At 41.8% G+C, this 17,919-nt stretch carries 15 protein-coding genes; 3 read left to right on the top strand and 12 right to left on the bottom strand.

Annotation, left to right across the window (positions count from 1 at the left end; translation table 11 throughout):
* Positions 1-6 precede the first annotated feature (6 nt).
* The 5 genes from norV to WAX86_RS10090 all read right to left on the bottom strand — a co-directional run bounded on the left by norV (position 7) and on the right by WAX86_RS10090 (position 5,880).
* Positions 7-1,494 (bottom strand): anaerobic nitric oxide reductase flavorubredoxin, encoded by a 1,488-nt coding sequence (norV, locus tag WAX86_RS10110; protein ID WP_148109669.1) that lies wholly within the window; start codon positions 1,492-1,494, stop codon positions 7-9.
* A gap of 263 nt (positions 1,495-1,757) precedes the next feature.
* Positions 1,758-3,125, bottom strand: a complete 1,368-nt coding sequence (gene purB / locus WAX86_RS10105; protein ID WP_341488738.1) for an adenylosuccinate lyase — start codon at positions 3,123-3,125, stop codon at positions 1,758-1,760.
* An 82-nt stretch (positions 3,126-3,207) separates the two neighbouring features.
* Positions 3,208-3,828: a high frequency lysogenization protein HflD gene (gene hflD, locus WAX86_RS10100; RefSeq protein ID WP_005298430.1), complete on the bottom strand. Its 621-nt coding sequence runs from the start codon at positions 3,826-3,828 to the stop codon at positions 3,208-3,210.
* 15 nt (positions 3,829-3,843) lie between these two features.
* Positions 3,844-4,956 (bottom strand): tRNA 2-thiouridine(34) synthase MnmA, encoded by a 1,113-nt coding sequence (gene mnmA, locus WAX86_RS10095; protein ID WP_065172636.1) that lies wholly within the window; start codon positions 4,954-4,956, stop codon positions 3,844-3,846.
* Between the two features lie 276 nt (positions 4,957-5,232).
* Complete coding sequence (locus tag WAX86_RS10090) at positions 5,233-5,880, bottom strand: pseudouridine synthase (protein WP_068969144.1); 648 nt, start codon at positions 5,878-5,880, stop codon at positions 5,233-5,235.
* Between the two features lie 142 nt (positions 5,881-6,022).
* Between WAX86_RS10090 and icd the strand changes: the two genes are divergently transcribed.
* On the top strand, positions 6,023-7,276 hold the full coding sequence (gene icd, locus WAX86_RS10085) for an NADP-dependent isocitrate dehydrogenase (RefSeq protein ID WP_065172634.1): 1,254 nt from the start codon (positions 6,023-6,025) through the stop codon (positions 7,274-7,276).
* Positions 7,277-7,701: 425 nt separating this feature from the next.
* On the opposite strand, the gene cspD is transcribed toward icd, so the two are convergent.
* Positions 7,702-7,923, bottom strand: a complete 222-nt coding sequence (gene cspD / locus WAX86_RS10080) for a cold shock domain-containing protein CspD (RefSeq protein WP_005298437.1) — start codon at positions 7,921-7,923, stop codon at positions 7,702-7,704.
* A gap of 257 nt (positions 7,924-8,180) precedes the next feature.
* On the opposite strand from cspD, the gene clpS reads away from it, so the two are divergent.
* Positions 8,181-8,501 (top strand): ATP-dependent Clp protease adapter ClpS, encoded by a 321-nt coding sequence (gene clpS, locus WAX86_RS10075; RefSeq protein ID WP_036763487.1) that lies wholly within the window; start codon positions 8,181-8,183, stop codon positions 8,499-8,501.
* A gap of 44 nt (positions 8,502-8,545) precedes the next feature.
* A complete protein-coding gene (gene clpA / locus WAX86_RS10070; protein ID WP_341488737.1) occupies positions 8,546-10,810 on the top strand; it encodes an ATP-dependent Clp protease ATP-binding subunit ClpA in 2,265 nt (754 codons plus the stop codon).
* Positions 10,811-10,942: 132 nt separating this feature from the next.
* Here clpA and infA read toward each other — a convergent pair whose 3' ends face one another.
* The 6 genes from infA to trxB all read right to left on the bottom strand — a co-directional run bounded on the left by infA (position 10,943) and on the right by trxB (position 17,577).
* Entirely contained in the window at positions 10,943-11,161 is a 219-nt protein-coding gene (gene infA / locus WAX86_RS10065) for a translation initiation factor IF-1 (protein ID WP_005298441.1), read from the bottom strand.
* A 199-nt stretch (positions 11,162-11,360) separates the two neighbouring features.
* Positions 11,361-12,053 (bottom strand): arginyltransferase, encoded by a 693-nt coding sequence (locus WAX86_RS10060; RefSeq protein ID WP_341488736.1) that lies wholly within the window; start codon positions 12,051-12,053, stop codon positions 11,361-11,363.
* A 3-nt stretch (positions 12,054-12,056) separates the two neighbouring features.
* The gene (aat, locus tag WAX86_RS10055) at positions 12,057-12,770 is read right to left on the bottom strand and encodes a leucyl/phenylalanyl-tRNA--protein transferase (RefSeq protein ID WP_341488735.1); all 714 of its coding nucleotides are present in this window, start codon (positions 12,768-12,770) and stop codon (positions 12,057-12,059) included.
* A gap of 203 nt (positions 12,771-12,973) precedes the next feature.
* Complete coding sequence (gene cydC, locus WAX86_RS10050) at positions 12,974-14,695, bottom strand: cysteine/glutathione ABC transporter ATP-binding protein/permease CydC (protein WP_341488734.1); 1,722 nt, start codon at positions 14,693-14,695, stop codon at positions 12,974-12,976.
* Positions 14,688-16,469 (bottom strand): cysteine/glutathione ABC transporter permease/ATP-binding protein CydD, encoded by a 1,782-nt coding sequence (gene cydD / locus WAX86_RS10045; RefSeq protein ID WP_068969147.1) that lies wholly within the window; start codon positions 16,467-16,469, stop codon positions 14,688-14,690. The genes cydC and cydD overlap by 8 nt, the downstream gene beginning before the upstream one ends.
* 148 nt (positions 16,470-16,617) lie before the next feature.
* Entirely contained in the window at positions 16,618-17,577 is a 960-nt protein-coding gene (gene trxB, locus WAX86_RS10040) for a thioredoxin-disulfide reductase (protein ID WP_239970554.1), read from the bottom strand.
* Positions 17,578-17,919 lie beyond the last annotated feature (342 nt).

Below are 17,919 nucleotides of genomic sequence, written 5' to 3'. Positions count from 1 at the left end.
CAGAATTTAGTCATTAATTGGTTCAAATACGTCTTTACCAATGCCACATTCTGGGCAAAGAAAGCTATCTGGAACATCTTCCCATGCTGTACCTGGTGCCACCTCTTGGTTAGGCTCACCAATTTCAGGGTCATATACCCATTGGCATACAGTACAAAGCATTTTCTGGCCAATTTTTTGAGGACTACACTGCATTTTTGATTCAGTACTTGGCGCTGTGGCTTGCTGAATATTTAATGGTGCTGATTTCGCAGGCGTTACAGGTGCTGCGCTTGGTTTTGTTTTTACTGTAAGAGGTGCGAGGGCCCATTCACGAGCAATTGTGCGACCATGTTCACGACACTCTTCGATTGCTTTACCATCTGGACGCCATTTTGTTTTAAGGCCGACTGTAGTAAAGAATCCAGCGTCAGTTAAACGAGCATGAATGCGATCAACTGCACCACCGTTCCAACCATAACTACCAAAGGCGCCCGCTTTTTTACCTTTAAAGCGTAGGCCGGTAATCTCTTCTAGCATACCTGCAACTTTTGGCATCATGACATTGTTCATAGTAGAAGAACCAACAAGAATACCCTTGGAACCAAAGACATGAGCTAGAATTTCATTTTTATCGTGGCGAGCAACATTAAAGATTTTCACGCTCACATTTGGATCAGTTTCAGTAATACCTTGAGCGATAGCATCTGCCATCATTCGAGTATTATTCGACATGGAGTCATAGAAAATCGTGATTTTGTCTTCTTTGTATTCGTTTGCCCAAGTAAGGTATTGCTCAATAATCTGAGTTGGGTTTTCACGCCAAATAACACCGTGAGAGGTTGCTACCATAGAGACAGGCAGATTAAAGCCGAGTACTTCATGGATTTTAGCCGTAACAAGAGGGCTAAATGGCGTTAGGATATTGGCGTAATAACGTAAGCACTGCTCCATTAATTCAGTTTGATCGACTTCATCGTTAAATAGGCGTTCATCACAGTAATGTTGGCCAAAAGCATCATTACTAAATAGCACAGCATCGCCAGTCATGTATGTCATCATGCTATCAGGCCAATGCAGCATTGGAGTTTCAACAAAAACAAGAGATTTGCCGTTACCGATATCAAGGCTATCACCTGTTTTTACTACATTAAAGTTCCATTCAGGATGATGGTGATGACCAACAATCGAGTCAATAGCATTAGCGGTACAGTAAATTGGAGTACCAGGAATTCGAGCCATTAATGCTGATAACGCCCCCGCATGATCTTCTTCTGCGTGGTTAATAACAACATAGTCGATTTCATTTAGATCAATTTCTTGTTCTAAGTTTTGTAGGAAAGCATGACTAAATTTGTGATCAACAGTATCAATAAGTACTGTTTTTTCTTCACGAATTAGATAGCTATTATAACTTGTACCTTTGGTTGTTTTGTATTCCGTACCATGAAAATCACGCACTTCCCAGTCGCGTTGACCTACCCATTGAATATTATTTTTAACTTGAATAGCCATGGTCGTATCCTTTGGTTCTCTAATAAAATTACTTAAACATGTATTCTGAATGCAAGTTTACTCTCAAAAATAAAATCGTCAATTACAAAGTTGCACCAAAAATGCATGTTTAAGATAGGCTATTGATTTAAATTGTTTTATTTTTAAAAATTTCTTTTTGGTGAGATGGAGAGGAGAAGGTGGTTCTGATGTTTACGGAAAATTGAAACAAAAAAAGCGAGCCAAATTGACTCGCTTAAAGAGGATTTTACTGCAGAAATAATTTACAGTTTATCAGTTAGCTCAACAGCTGCACCAATATAGGTTGCAGGAGTCATCGCTTTTAGACGAACTTTCTCTTCTTCTGGTAGTTCTAGGCCATCAATGAAAGTACGCATACCTTCACTATCAACACGTTTACCACGAGTCAGTTCTTTTAGTTTTTCGTACGGTTTTTCGATGCCGTAGCGGCGCATTACCGTTTGGATTGGTTCTGCTAGCACTTCCCAGTTACGATCCAACTCAGCTTCTAATGCTGCTTGGTTAACTTCTAGCTTGCTGATACCTTTTAATGTTGATGTGTAAGCAATAATTGCATAGCCACAGCCAACACCTAGGTTACGTAATACTGTTGAGTCAGTTAGGTCACGCTGCCAACGAGAGACAGGTAGCTTTTGTGCTAGGTGAGCAAAGATGGCATTTGCAAGACCAAGGTTGCCTTCAGAGTTTTCAAAGTCAATAGGGTTAACTTTGTGAGGCATTGTTGATGAGCCAATTTCGCCTACAACTGTTTTTTGTTTGAAGTGACCCAGAGCGATATAGCCCCATACGTCACGGTCAAAGTCCAGCAAGATAGTATTGAAACGAGCAAATGCATCAAACAATTCAGCAATGTAATCGTGTGGTTCGATCTGAGTTGTGTATGGATTCCAAGTTACGCCAAGAGAGGTAACAAACTCTTCGCTGTACTGGTGCCAGTCAATTTCAGGATAAGCGGATAGGTGAGCATTATAGTTACCGATAGCACCGTTAATCTTACCTAGGATCTCAACATTAGCAATTTGCTTAAATTGACGCTCCATACGGTACGCCACGTTTGCCATTTCTTTACCCATTGTTGATGGAGAAGCTGGCTGACCGTGAGTACGAGTAAGCATAGGTACGTGACGGAATTGGTTTGCAAGGTCTTTGATAGCATCAATAACATTACGAACTTCAGGTAGCATCACTTTTTCACGAGCTTCAGTTAGCATCAGTGCGTGAGAAAGGTTGTTGATGTCTTCAGAAGTACAAGCAAAGTGAATGAATTCATTAACAGCGTGCAGTTCAGGAACTTGCGCTACTTTTTCTTTTAAGAAGTACTCAACCGCTTTAACATCGTGGTTTGTTGTACGTTCAATTTCTTTAATGCGTAGTGCATCTTCTTCGCTAAATTCAGCCGCAATACGATCAAGATATGCGTTCGCTTCTGCGCTGAATGCAGGAACTTCCACAATAGCGTCAGTAGCAGCCAATTTTTGTAACCAACGGATTTCAACAATGGTGCGGTATTTTAGCAGACCAAATTCACTGAAAATGCTGCGTAATACGCTTGTTTTACTTCCGTAGCGGCCATCTACTGGGGAAACAGCAGTCAATGCTGACAGTTCCATATTGGGTCTCTCCTGATTAGTAAGGGTTAAACTCATAGTACAAATAAAAAGTCGCTCAAAAAGAATGAGCGACTAAAAGTGTTTAGCAGCGAGCGAGAAGGATTTTTGCTTGCTCAACCATCTGTTTACGACCAAAGATCAGATGGCGGCGTTTACCTCCTACTTGTCGCCATAGTACAGCACTGCGAATGGCTGCGAGTAATAGGGCGCGCACCTTATGCTGAACTTGAGGAATTTGCAGTTGTGCAGGAGTACCAGAGACTTGGATTCGAGGCCCAAGAGGACTGATAATATCTAAATACACACTCGCAATATTGCTCAGCATTTGCTCTTCAAGTAATTCAAAATGTTCCGTTTGGCGTTTAAGAAGATCAATACGATCACCCAATTGAGCCATACTGTCTCGACGGCCAGAGAGTTTACGCTCTAGTGCCATCACACCCACTAAGTAGCGAGTTAGTTCATTGCCCGATGAGGTGTTATCAATATCTTTAACCAAAGCTTCTAAGCCAATGCGAAGATTCGCTTCATCGCTGTGATATACCGCTAACGTATTTGCAGGGTCGGTAACTAAGATGCTTTCTAGCGTTGCCGTTAACATTTCGTTATCGCAGCGACCCGTTTGAGCTACCTGTTGGACTAATTTTACCGCTTGGCAAATCCCTGCAAATGCAATAGTTCGGTCATATAAGGTGTTAGCCACTTGTGACATCTCCTACTAGATGCGCTCTTCGATGATGCCGCCGCCCATGCACACTTCGCCGTTATAGAATACAGCTGACTGGCCTGGAGTAACCGCAATCTGAGGCTCATCAAAAATCACTTTAATATTTTCATCATCAATAGGGATAATGGTACATGGGATATCTTGTTGACGGTAGCGCGTCTTCACTGTGCAAGTCACAGGTTGACGAATTGGTTCACGGTCAACCCAGTGTAATTGTGATGCAATCAAACCGTTTGACTTAAGACGTGGATGGTCATGACCTTGAGCAACAACCAATTCATTACGTTTTACGTCTTTATCTACTACGTACCATGGGTCTTCGTGGCCATTTCCACCTTTTTGACCACCAATGTGTAGGCCTTTACGTTGACCTAAAGTGTGGTACATCAAACCTTGGTGTTCGCCAATTACCGTACCTTCATCAGCAGTAACAATGTTACCTGGTTGAGCTGGAAGGTATTTACCTAAGAATTCTGTAAACTTACGCTCACCGATAAAGCAGATACCTGTTGAATCTTTCTTCTTAGCTGTTACTAATCCTTGCTCTTCAGCAATACGACGAACTTCTGGTTTTTCCAGTTCACCGACAGGGAATAGACTACGAGCAATTTGTTCGTGGCTAAGAGTATATAAGAAGTAGCTTTGATCTTTATTGTTATCAAGGCCTCGCAGCATCTGAGGTTTTTCGCCTGCTTGTGGGAAAGTACGACGCGTGTAGTGACCCATAGCAATGTAATCGGCTTCTAGAACCTCATCTGCGAATTCAAGGAATGCTTTAAACTTGATTTCCTTGTTACATAGAATATCTGGGTTTGGCGTACGACCTGCTTTGTATTCAGCTAGGAAGTATTCGAAAACGTTATCCCAGTATTCAGCGGCAAAGTTAATTGTGTGCAGAGGAATACCAAGTTTGTCACATACAGCTTGAGCATCGGCAAGATCAGCTGCAGCAGAGCAGTATTCTTCGTTATCGTCTTCTTCCCAGTTCTTCATAAATAAACCTTCAACTTGATAACCCTGTTGAAGGAGTAGGTAAGCCGATACCGATGAATCAACGCCGCCGGACATACCGACAATGACTTTTTTCGTGCTGTTATCTGACATTTTTCTCTTCAGTCGCTAATTTAGTGTTAAGAGCGTAATTCTAACAGAAAGCTATCGACTGAAACAGATCGAGAGCGAAATCACACTTTAATTATTCTATGTTCTCTTTTTCACTAGACGAAACGGCAGTTTTCATTGTTGCGCAATCGTTTGCGTTGTGATGATAGTAGAAAAAATTTGGTGTGTATAGTGGTTTTTATTGATGTGAGAAGAGCGATATGGGAGGAACAATAGCGATCATCGCATTTGATCGCTATCTCAGTCTTTAGGCTTTGCTTATTGCGGCGATGTTTCTAGCGTAATTTCTCGCCATTGACCAGGCTCTAAATCATCAACGGTCCAATCTGCCATTTTATATCGAATAAGGCGCAACGTAGGGTGACCAATGTGAGCTGTCATACGTCGAACTTGTCGATTACGGCCTTCTTTTAGCGTAATGGCAAGCCATGTAGTTGGAATGTTTTTTCGTTCACGTATTGGTGGATTTCGAGGCCAAATGTTAGGTTCAGACATAACTTCAACTCCCGCAGGTAGTGTCATGCCATCTTTTAATTCAACACCTTTGCGCAGCGCTTGGAGTGATTCCTCTGATGGTGCCCCTTCAACTTGAACCCAGTATGTTTTTGGTTGTTTGGATTTTGGTTGCGTAAGCCGAGCTTGAAGAATGCCATCGTTCGTTAAAACCAATAGTCCTTCACTATCTTTATCTAGACGACCTGCAGGATAGACATCTTTTACAGGGATGAAATCAGCCAGTGTGACATCCCCTGGTTCACCAGAAAATTGAGTAAGAACATTAAATGGTTTGTTAAATAAAATGATCTTTTGTGGGCCGCGTGGACGTTTTGGTTTATTAATTTTTCTTGATGCTCGGCGCTCATTATTACCACGACGAGGTTGACGAAATGGAGTATTTGGCTTCATAAATAACAGGTGATTTCAGGGGTGAATGAATTAAACGCCTTTATTATACGCTAAATTTTCTTGATTGGCTTATTGATAAAATTTCGCGTATGATTTTCACGCATCTTACAAAAAGATAACAAATGGAAGTTAGGAGATCTAAATGGATAGTAAAGTCGTAGTCCCAGTTGATGGCCAAAAAATCACACTCGATTCAGACGGTAAGCTGGTGGTTCCTAACACCCCAATCATTCCCTATATTGAAGGTGATGGCATTGGGGTTGATGTAAGCCCTGCGATGATCAAAGTTGTTGATGCCGCAGTACAAAAAGCGTACGGCGGTGATCGTAAAATTGCATGGATGGAAATTTATACAGGGGAAAAATCGACGCATGTTTATGGGGAAGACGCATGGTTACCTCAAGAGACTCTCGATTTTATTCGTGAATACAAAGTTGCAATTAAAGGGCCATTAACAACTCCTGTTGGTGGTGGTATTCGCTCTTTAAACGTGGCCCTGCGTCAAGAGCTTGATTTGTATATTTGTGCACGTCCTGTGCGCTATTTTGATGGTGTTCCAAGTCCAGTTAAACATCCAGAACTAACGGACATGGTGATTTACCGTGAAAACTCAGAAGATATTTATGCTGGCGTTGAGTACCAAGCAGGCACAGTAGAAGCTGAGCAAGTGATCAACTTTCTGCAAAAAGAGCTGGGTGTAACAAAAATTCGTTTCCCTCAAGAGTGTGGAATCGGGATTAAGCCTATCTCAGAAGAAGGCACTAAACGTTTAGTGCGTGCAGCCCTCCAATATACTATCGATAACGATCGTGACTCTCTGACTATTGTTCATAAAGGTAACATCATGAAGTTTACCGAAGGGGCATTTAAGGATTGGGGCTACGAAGTGGCTGCCGATGAATTTGGTGCTCAACTTCTTGATGGTGGCCCATGGATGACACTGAAAAATCCTAATACGGGTAAAGAGATCGTAGTAAAAGATTGCATTGCTGATGCGTTCTTACAGCAAATTTTATTACGTCCTGCTGAATATGATGTGATTGCAACAATGAACTTAAATGGTGATTACATCTCAGATGCTCTTGCTGCTCAAGTTGGTGGTATCGGTATTGCTCCGGGAGCGAATATTGGTGATGGTGTGGCTCTATTTGAAGCAACACACGGCACAGCACCTAAATATGCGGGCCAAGATAAAGTAAACCCAGGCTCATTAATTTTGTCTGCTGAAATGATGCTTCGTCACTTAGGCTGGATAGAAGCTGCTGATCTTATCATTAGCTCAATGGAAGCGGCTATTCGTAATAAAACGGTGACTTATGATTTTGAACGTTTAATGGAAGGTGCAACACTTCGTAAATGTTCTGAGTTTGCTGATGATATGATTGAGCAAATGTAATTCGTTTTATCAAGATATCTCTTGGCCCGGCATTGCGCTGGGCCTTTTTGTTTCTGTTCACTGGCATTGGTAATAATGGGTATAACGGCTATACCACATTAATTTCTCTATTTTGTGGATTTGTGATCGTAATTTATACAAATGGAGAAGCTAGGCGTGCGCTTACTCTCAAAATAGGTCAATATGGAGCAAGAGAATTTGTTCTTACTATGAGTTGATCTATGATAGATCAAGCAGTAAAAATGGGGTAACTCATTTAAGACAGATCAATACTAACGGCTTTAACTTGCTGAGTTCTTTGACAAAGTGTAAAACCTGTATAGAACATTGGGTGAATTGTTAATTATGCAGCAATCATTCATTGAATAGGGTGTTCAGACAATAAAAAAGGCGGGTTATCCCACCTTTAATTCTGATGAAAGAACTTATTTTGCATCGTTACTTTCGATGGGAGTGATTTCTCTAGCATGGAACCCTTTAGGACCAGTTTGTACTTCATAATTGACTTGCTGTCCTGCTTTGAGTGTACGGTAGCCGTCCATCTGAATGGTAGAGTAGTGAGCAAAAATATCACCATCACCATCTTCTGGGCAGATAAAGCCAAATCCTTTGGCATTATTGAACCATTTTACTGTACCTATAGCCATGCTTTACATCCTTCTTGCATTTAAGTTCCACTTCACATCAGCGAATACAAGCAATATCACAAATAAGTAACAAACCTCATTATTGCTTAGATTAAGTATTGCATACCAATGCGGTTATAATGCAGTTTATATCTACTACAGGTTACACTTTAGTAAAACGAGCTAGACAGTCAAGCCTAGAATGTAACATTTTGGTAAAACCTTTTTATCTTTCAAGATATGGTCAGCTTTCGGGCTAATGAACTAAGATTGAAATTATGAGCAAGCTATACGAATGGATAACTCCTGACTCAGATGTCCTTGAGGAAGAAGAGGTCCAAATTAAACCGCCATCGATGTATAAAGTAATTTTAAACAATGATGATTACACACCGATGGATTTTGTGATAGAAGTGTTACAAAAGTTTTTCTCCATGGATCTGGAGAAAGCCACGCAGTTAATGCTTACCGTTCATTATGAAGGAAAAGCGATTTGTGGGACCTTCACAGCAGAAGTAGCAGAGACCAAAGTGGCACAAGTTATGATGTATGCTTGTGAGCATGAACATCCACTACTGTGTACGATGGAAAAAGCTTAAATTTTCCAACCCATCAGGGAAGTGGTTTTTAGGGGAGGTGCCTTATGCTAAACAAAGAACTTGAAGCAAGCTTGAACGGTGCGTTTGCCCGAGCAAGAGAAAAGCGTCATGAATTTATGACGGTTGAACATTTGCTATTAGCTCTTATTGATAATGCCGCTGCTCAAGAGGCTCTGTTAGCGTGTCGCGCTGATCTAGACCAATTGCGTAAAGAGCTGCATTCGTTTATCGATCAAACGACGCCATTAATTCCTGAAGATGATACAGGGCGAGAAACTCAGCCAACGTTAAGTTTTCAGCGAGTATTGCAGCGTGCGGTTTTCCATGTGCAATCATCGGGTCGAAATGAAGTAACAGGTGCGAATGTCTTGGTTGCTATTTTTAGCGAACAAGAATCTCATGCCGCTTATCTATTGAAGAAAAGTGATATCACTCGTCTCGATGTCGTGAATTTTATTTCTCACGGTACAGTCAAAGATAGTGTTAATGACAATTCACCGTCTGAATCTGCAAATCAAGATGAAACGCGAATTGAGCAAAGCTCTGAAGATAAGTTAGAAAACTTTGCAACCAACCTGAACAATCTGGCGAAAGCGGGGGGGATTGATCCTCTAATTGGTCGAGACCAAGAGCTTGAGCGTACGATTCAAGTGTTATGTCGTCGTCGTAAGAATAATCCATTGCTGGTGGGTGAAGCTGGCGTAGGTAAAACGGCGATTGCAGAAGGTTTAGCTTGGCGTATTGTTGAAGGCCAAGTTCCCGATGTAATTAAAGACTGTGTGATTTACTCGTTAGATATTGGTTCGTTGCTTGCCGGAACAAAATATCGCGGTGATTTTGAAAAACGCTTTAAGGGGATCTTGAAGCAGTTAGAAAAAGAAGATCACGCGATAATGTTTATTGATGAAATCCATACCATTATTGGTGCGGGTGCGGCATCGGGTGGTCAGGTTGATGCGGCGAACTTAATCAAACCGCTCTTAAGTAGTGGTAAGCTTCGCTGTATGGGATCAACCACGTATCAAGAGTACAGCAATATTTTTGAGAAAGAGCGTGCACTGTCTCGTCGTTTCCAAAAGATTGATGTGGTGGAGCCATCTATTGATGATACCACTAAGATCTTGATGGGCTTGAAACCAAAATACGAAGCGCACCATGAGGTTCGTTTTACTAATAAAGCGATTCGTGCAGCTGTTGAATTATCGGCTAAATACATTAATGAACGCCACTTACCTGATAAGGCGATTGATGTTATTGATGAAGCGGGAGCTCGTTGTCGTTTAGCACCTGCTAGTCGTCGTAAGAAAACCATCAATGTCAGTGATATTGAAGCTATGATTGCAAAAATGGCTCGAATTCCTGAAAAATCGGTTTCATCAAGTGATCGTGATGTACTGCAAAGCCTTGATAGTAAGCTTAAGATGCTGGTATTTGGTCAAGATGATGCAATTGATGTATTGACTGAAGCCATCAAACTAAGCCGTGCAGGGTTAGGCGCTGATAATAAGCCTGTTGGCTCTTTCCTATTTGCAGGCCCTACGGGTGTGGGTAAAACGGAAGTAACAGTTCAACTTGCCCGTACTTTAGGTATTGATTTACTGCGTTTTGATATGTCTGAGTATATGGAGCGTCATACCGTCAGCCGTTTGATTGGTGCGCCTCCTGGCTATGTTGGTTATGACCAAGGTGGCTTATTAACCGATGCTGTCATTAAAAATCCTCATTCGGTTGTACTGCTTGATGAGATTGAAAAAGCACATCCAGATGTATTTAACCTGTTACTTCAGGTGATGGATAACGGTACGTTAACGGATAACAATGGCCGTAAAGCTGATTTCCGTAATGTTATCTTGGTGATGACAACGAACGCTGGGGTTACTGAAACAACCCGTAAGTCGATTGGTCTGATTCAGCAAGATCACAGTTATGATGCAATGGCAGAAATCAAACGTGTCTTTACGCCAGAATTCCGAAATCGTTTAGACGGCATCATCTGGTTCAATCATCTTGAGAAAGAAGTTATTTCACAAGTGGTTGATAAGTTCATTGTTGAGCTGCAAGCACAGTTAGATGCTCGTGGTGTATCAATGGAAGTAACCGATCGGGCTCGTGAATGGATGGCTGATAAAGGCTATGATAAGGCAATGGGCGCACGTCCAATGGCGCGTGTTATCCAAGACAGCTTGAAGAAACCGTTAGCCAATGAGTTACTATTTGGTGAGCTGGTTAATGGTGGTTCGGTGCGTGTTGATCTGATTAATGATCAGTTAGATTTCCAATTCAGCAGTGAGATGGAAGCGGCGCATTAAGTCATTGTTCAGTATGACTCTATAAGTATAAAAGTAACCGTGGGGCCTTGGCTCTGCGGTTTTTTTATCCGTAGAAAAAATAAAACCCAGCGTAATGCTGGGTTTCTTGCATCTATAATCTTGACGAAAAGATTAACGTGCGCGGAAGACGATGCGGCCTTTAGTTAGGTCGTAAGGAGTCAGTTCCACAGTTACTTTGTCGCCAGTAAGGATACGGATGTAGTTTTTACGCATTTTACCAGAGATGTGAGCTGTCACTACGTGACCATTTTCTAGCTCAACACGGAACATAGTGTTAGGTAGTGTATCAAGTACAGTACCTTGCATTTCAATTACGTCTTCTTTTGCCATTGAATCCTCTTATAGGCTACCAGCCATTCATCTGATCGGGCTGGTTGATGCCTCGAATTTGTTTAAATGTAAATTTAGGGCGTAATTTTACCCTTGGTTATGGTCTTTGTCAGCTTTTGTTGTCGATTAAAACGCAATTTATCGCCAATTTAGCCAAGAAACCTTATGCCGCTTCTAAAATTGTTGGTCTTTTAAGCAATCAATCTTGCCAATACCCATCAATTAATTTTTGGTGAGGCTTAAAACGGATTTTATAATTCATTGCTTTGCATGCATCAATTTGATAGCCAGGGTAGAGCCATGGACGGTTTGATTGGCGGCAGAATTCAATTTGAAATAAGACACATAAAGTGCCTAACGACCAAGCGTGTTCTGGTTCAAAAAAACTGTATACCGCACTTAAAGAATCTTCAAACACATCGGTTACAGCAATGGCGATTAATTTATTATTTTCATAGACATGGAGAAACCAAGTATCCATCCATGGCGCCGTACAAAAGTCGAAAAACTGTTCTTTATTAGCTGGATACATTGATCCATCACTATGTCGATTATTGATATATTTTTCGTACAGTTCAAACCAATTATTATCCAGAGAAGCCTTGAACTTCCAGTGCAGTTGTCTCATCTGGTTTTGTTGCCGTTTCTGGCTTTTAGTCGGAGTAAAATGAGCACAATCAATACGAAGGGGAGTGCATGCCGAACAAGCCCTACACATAGGTTTGTAAATGGCACGGCCGCTACGTCTATACCCAGATGCAATCAGTACTTGATAGCCAAGTGGAGAGTGCCACGGCTGTTCCATAACAACCCCAACTTGCTCTTGCTGATCGGGTAAATAATTACATTGAGACTCTGGCGTTAAACCAATTTGTAAAGACATTGAGTTCATAAATTAACTTGTATAGATGGCCAGTTGTTGAGGTTGATAGCAGTGGCTCGATATCGATTTTTCTCGCTCTGTAGATAATTGTAGAAGAAATTCGTTTCGGGTTACGATTTCAGCCCCTAATGAAGCGAGGTGAAGGTTCATCATTTGACAATCAATACTGGTCCCACCGCTTGCATAAAAGTGACGACAGAACTGCCATAGCGCTATTTTTGACGCATTATCTGCAAGAGAGAACATGGATTCACCACAGAAGATGGTTCCTATTGCAATACCATAAAATCCGCCTACTAATTGATTGTTGAGCCAAACTTCAACGGAGTGGCAATAGCCTAAATCATGTAGCCTCTGATAAGCTGAAATCATTTCAGGAGTGATCCAAGTTTGCTCCAGACCGCGACAATTGGCACATTGCTCTATGACCTGATGACAAGCTTGGTTTATGGTTACTGTATAATTCGTTTTCCGCTGAAATTTACGCAAACTTTTGCTTGGTAGAAATGTTGCAGGGTTGAACCCAGCCCGAGGATTAGGGCTCCACCAGAGAATCGGTTCATCAAGAGAGTACCACGGAAATATACCATTACGATAAGCTTCCATTAAACGTTCTGGGCTGAGATCACCGCCCATAGCAAGTAAACCATTAGGCTCATCAAAAGCATCGTTTGGATTGGGGAAGGCTGTATCCCATGGTGAAAGTTGTGGTAAGTAGATAGTCATAATGTGTCTATGTGGCGCGATGAAAGTGGCATAATTATATACCTAAGTTAACATGGCTGAACCTAGAACCTAGAACCTAGAACCTAGAACCTAGAACCTAGTATCTTATCGTCAGTTAGGTATATCAAAAAATTTAATATAATAAAAAACGCCAAGATAGAACTCTTGGCGTTTGTTGTTATGGCGTACTTATTCTTTGAGCACTACAGACGTTGACATAACTCTGCGTAACGCCCTTTCTGAGCCAGTAATTGTTGATGCTTACCATGCTCAATAATACGTCCATCATCCATAAGACAAATCTGGTCCATCTCATCAAGACCAATAAGTCTATGAGTAATAAAGATGACTGTCTTGTCTTTAGCATGTTCAAGCAATAGCTCAAGAATCTGTTGCTCAGTTTTACGGTCTAGACCTTCAGTTGGTTCATCCATAAGAAGGATTGGCGCATCATGTAACAGGGCGCGAGCAATACCCAAACGGCGACGTTCACCACCTGATATTTGACGACCACCTTCACCAAGCCACGTATCGAGACCTTGGCCATCCAGTAGCGTAGTTAACCCAACTTGTTCAAGTGCCTGCACACATTCAGCATCAGAGGCTTGTGGCTTTGCTAGCAGTAAGTTTTCGCGCAGCGAGCCATTAAACACATCGACGCGTTGGCTAACAACGGTCATAGCACTACGAAGCGCACCTTCTTGCCATTGCGGTAATGGGATACCATCTAGAGATATTTGCCCTTGTTGTGGATCCCAGTTACGTGTAAGTAGCTGTAGCAAAGTGGATTTACCACACCCAGTTCGACCCAAAATAGCCAGTTTCTCACCCTGTTTCAGGCTAAGATTAACCTGCTTTAAAACAGGCTGCTCACTACCATAATAGGTGTAGCTAATATTTTCGATTGTAATGTTACCTTGTGCCTTGGCTTGATAACCATTTGGGTCAAACGGCGTATCTGGTTTCGCTTCAATGATTTCATTAAGGCGACGTGCCGAAGTGAGCGTTTGACCTAAGTATTGAAATGCGCCAGCAACAGGCATCATTAGCTCAAAACTTGCCATCGTAGCAAAGGCCACCATTGCCACAAAAGGATCTGGTGGATTGCCACCAACACCATCTGCTGCAATCCAGGTGATTAGAACTAGCGTCCAACCCGTGGCTGCCATCAAGATCGCATTGGCAACACCTGTTAGGTTTGCCATCTTACGCTGAGCGGTTAATAAGCTTTGTTGTTCTGATTCGGCTTGGACACGGTAACGCTCTTCAGCATTAAACAACAGCAGTTCAGCTTGGCCTTGAATCCAATCAAGTAGGGTGATGCGATAGTTTGCCTTTGAATATGTTAGTGCTTCACCGTTACGTTTACCTAAGCGATAAAAAATAACAGGCAACAGCAACATAAGAGCCAATAAAATCGCACCTAATGTCAGACCAATAGTGAGATCAAACCAAGATAAAAATACCGTTACTGCAACTAGGCTTAGTACACCAACGATCAATGGACTGACTAATCGTAAATAGACGTGATCCATTGCATCAACATCGGCAACTAAGCGGTTAAGTAAGTCGGCATCGCGTAAGTTAGTTTGACGACCCGGTATTAACGGCGTTAGTTTTCGGAAGAAGAAAATACGTAAATCAGCCAATAGCTTAAACGTCGCATTATGGCTAACAACACGCTCTCCCCAGCGGCCTGCGGTTCGCGCCATAGAAAATCCACGAACACCAGCACCGGGTAACATATAGTTGAATGTTTCGCGTGCAATGGTTAAGCCTGCAACCGCTGATGCAGCAATGAACCATCCAGAAAGTGTCAATAAGCTGATCGCCGCAAGTATGGTCGCTAAACCGAGGATCATTCCTAATGTTAATCCAAACCAATGTTTACGGTACATCTTTAGATAAGGGATTAAATCACGCATCGAGATCCCCTTGATTAATCTGTTTACTGTAGGCAAGCATTTCGGCCAGTAAGCCTTGATGTTTAATCTCATCAAATGCGCCATTTTGAACCAATTTACCGTGCTCCATCACTAAGACTCGATCCATGGAATGCAGCTGATCTAAGCGGTGGCTGACCATTAACGTTGTCTGCTTATTAATGGCACGAGTAAGACTTTGTAGCACTAAGTGTTCACTATTGGCATCAAGGCTAGCCGTTGGCTCATCGAGCAACCAGAAAGCTCCGTTTTGCAACATAGCGCGAGCCACAGCAATACGTTGAGCTTGACCAACAGATAAACCGCCAGAACGATCTCCGACATGATGTTGATAGCCGTGCTCTAGACGAGAGATAAACTCATCGGCATACGCTTCTTTTGCTACTTGAGCGATATTGGCATCTGTAGCGAGTGGATTGCCAAGTGCGATGTTATCTCGGATTGAACCATGAAATAACAAAGGATTTTGTCCAACCCAACTGATGGTTTGACGCCACTGTTGCTGATCTAATGCTTTAAGCTCAATACCATTAATGGTTAATTGACCGCGATAAGGCAAGAAACCCAACAGAGCATTAAGTAAGCTGGTTTTTCCCGCGCCACTTGGGCCAATTAAGGCGACATGTTCTTGTTGGTTAATGGTAAAGCTGATTGGCCCTGCGAGAACTTGTCCTTCAGGGCTAAGAACTTCTAAATCACGAGCTTCGATAGTGATCGCTTCTGGAGAAGGAAGGTTCTCACTGCCTTGATTCATCTCATCTGCTTCAAGGTTTAGAAATTCAACAATAGATTCTGCTGCGCCAATAGCCTGTGCTTTTGCATGATAAAACGTACCAAGGTCGCGTAATGGTTGATAGAACTCCGGTGCCAAAACCAGTACAAATAGGCCGGTAAATAAGGTGATTGGAGCCCCATAATTACCAAAGTTAAGTTCACCAATGAAAGCAAAACCAAAGTAAACCGCGACAATAGCGACTGAAATAGCAGAAAAGAATTCAAGTACGGCAGAAGATAAGAAAGCTAAACGTAAAACTTCCATTGTACGTTTACGTAGGATTTGAGAGGCAACATCTAAATTTTCAGCCTCGGCTTCTGCGCGATTAAATAGGCGAATGGTTTGGAGTCCTTTAAGGCGATCATAAAAATGCCCAGAAAGACGTTGTAGCGCTTTAAAGTTACGACGGTTAGCATCGGCTGCCCCTAAGCCTACTAAAGCCATAAACAGTGGAACTAAAGGTGCTGTACCTAAAAATATTAAACCAGCCGCCCAGTTCATAGGGAAAACAGCAACTAGAATAATAAATGGAACCAACACAGCAATAGACATCTGAGGAATGTATCGAGCGAAGAAATCTTGCATCTCTTCAACTTGTTCCAAGACTAAACTTGCCCAAGTTCCTGCTGGCTTACCTTTGATATATGCAGGCCCTAAATTTTGCAGTCGCTGAATGATCAGTTGACGTATATGCAAGCGAATTTGTTCACCGCAGCGGTAGCCACAAATCTCCCGTCCCCAACTGCATAGTGCTCGTAAACCAATCACCACAGCAAGACCGATAAATTGGCTAATAAGCTGATGCTTATCGACATGTTCGATAATCAATTGATGGAGAATACTGGCCAGTAAGGCGGCTTGTCCAATGAGCAATAGCCCAGAGACAAACCCCAAGCCAACGCTTAGCATTAACCAGCGCTTTGCAAGTTTACTTTGAGATTTCAACCACTTGGTTAAATCACGTTGTAATTGTTTATCCATAGAATGGTTTCAATGTTAAAAAGCAAAACACAAGGACTACTTAAAGAGACTGTTTCCTAGTAAGTAAGCCTTATGTTAGAAGTAAAAGACTTCTAAATATAAGAAAGAAAAGCAAACCGCCACCTAAAAGGCAGCGGTCTGTTATTGATTATTTTTGAGCTAAGGCATCAAGATAACGTTCAGCATCAAGTGCGGCCATACAGCCAGTACCTGCTGAGGTAATTGCTTGACGGTAAATATGATCCATTACATCACCGGCAGCAAAAATGCCTTCTACACTGGTTTGAGTTGCATTACCGGTAAGGCCAGATTGTACCTTAATGTAGCCGTTTTCCATGGCAAGCTGATCGGCAAAAATAGCGGTATTTGGCTGGTGGCCGATTGCAATAAAGACACCCATAACATCCAGTTCTTCAGTATTGTCTGATTGGGTATCTTTAAGGCGAACACCTGTTACACCCATTTGATCGCCAAGAACTTCATCTAAAGTGCGATCGGTGTGAAGAATAATATTACCGCTCTCTACTTTATCCATCAGGCGGTCGATAAGAATTTTTTCTGAGCGGAAGGTATCACGACGATGAATAAGGTGAACTTCTGAAGCAATATTCGACAGATAAAGCGCTTCTTCAACTGCGGTATTACCGCCACCCACAACCGCTACTTTTTGGTTACGATAGAAGAAACCATCACAGGTAGCACAAGCAGATACACCTTTACCTTTGAATGCTTCTTCTGATTCAAGACCAATGTATTTAGCTGATGCTCCAGTACAAATAATTAGAGCATCACAAGTATATTCACCCATGTCACCATTTAATCGGAATGGACGCTGAGAAAAGTCAGTTGAATGGATGTGGTCGAAAATGATCTCGGTCTCAAATTTTTCAGCATGCTCTTTCATGCGATCCATTAGAGCTGGACCGGTTAAGTCACCTGCATCACCTGGCCAGTTTTCAATTTCTGTTGTGGTTGTTAGCTGGCCACCTTGCTGCATACCAGTGATCATAACTGGTTTTAGGTTTGCACGTGCAGCGTAAACAGCGGCAGTGTAACCAGCAGGACCAGAACCAAGAATGAGTAGATTACAATGTCTTACGTTACTCATGACTTCTCCAGGCTGAATGAGAGTATTTATTATTAGTGCTTGATTGTAGGTAAATTAAAGAAGTAAAGAAAGAGAAAGCGTACGAATGCAGGTAGGTTATAAACTATCGCTGTAATAGCCATGATCTTAACAGGGGATTACCGTGGGCTAATTAACTGAATTTAAATGTGTTAATAATTTTTTCATCCTATTTCAAACTAATAAATGAAAAATCAGTTTAGAGATATGGTACGGCGTATGAAAACGCAGCTATTGATGGAGAATTGAGTAACCTAATGTGACGATTGCTATATCTAAAAGACTTTTATATAACATAATCATCTAGTTAATTTTAAAATTTAC

This window comes from Photobacterium damselae subsp. damselae, from assembly GCF_038086725.1.
GTDB classification, from domain to species: Bacteria; Pseudomonadota; Gammaproteobacteria; order Enterobacterales; family Vibrionaceae; genus Photobacterium; species Photobacterium damselae.
Note: the sequence above shows the minus strand (reverse complement) of the source record. Positions and strands in the feature narration are given on the sequence as shown.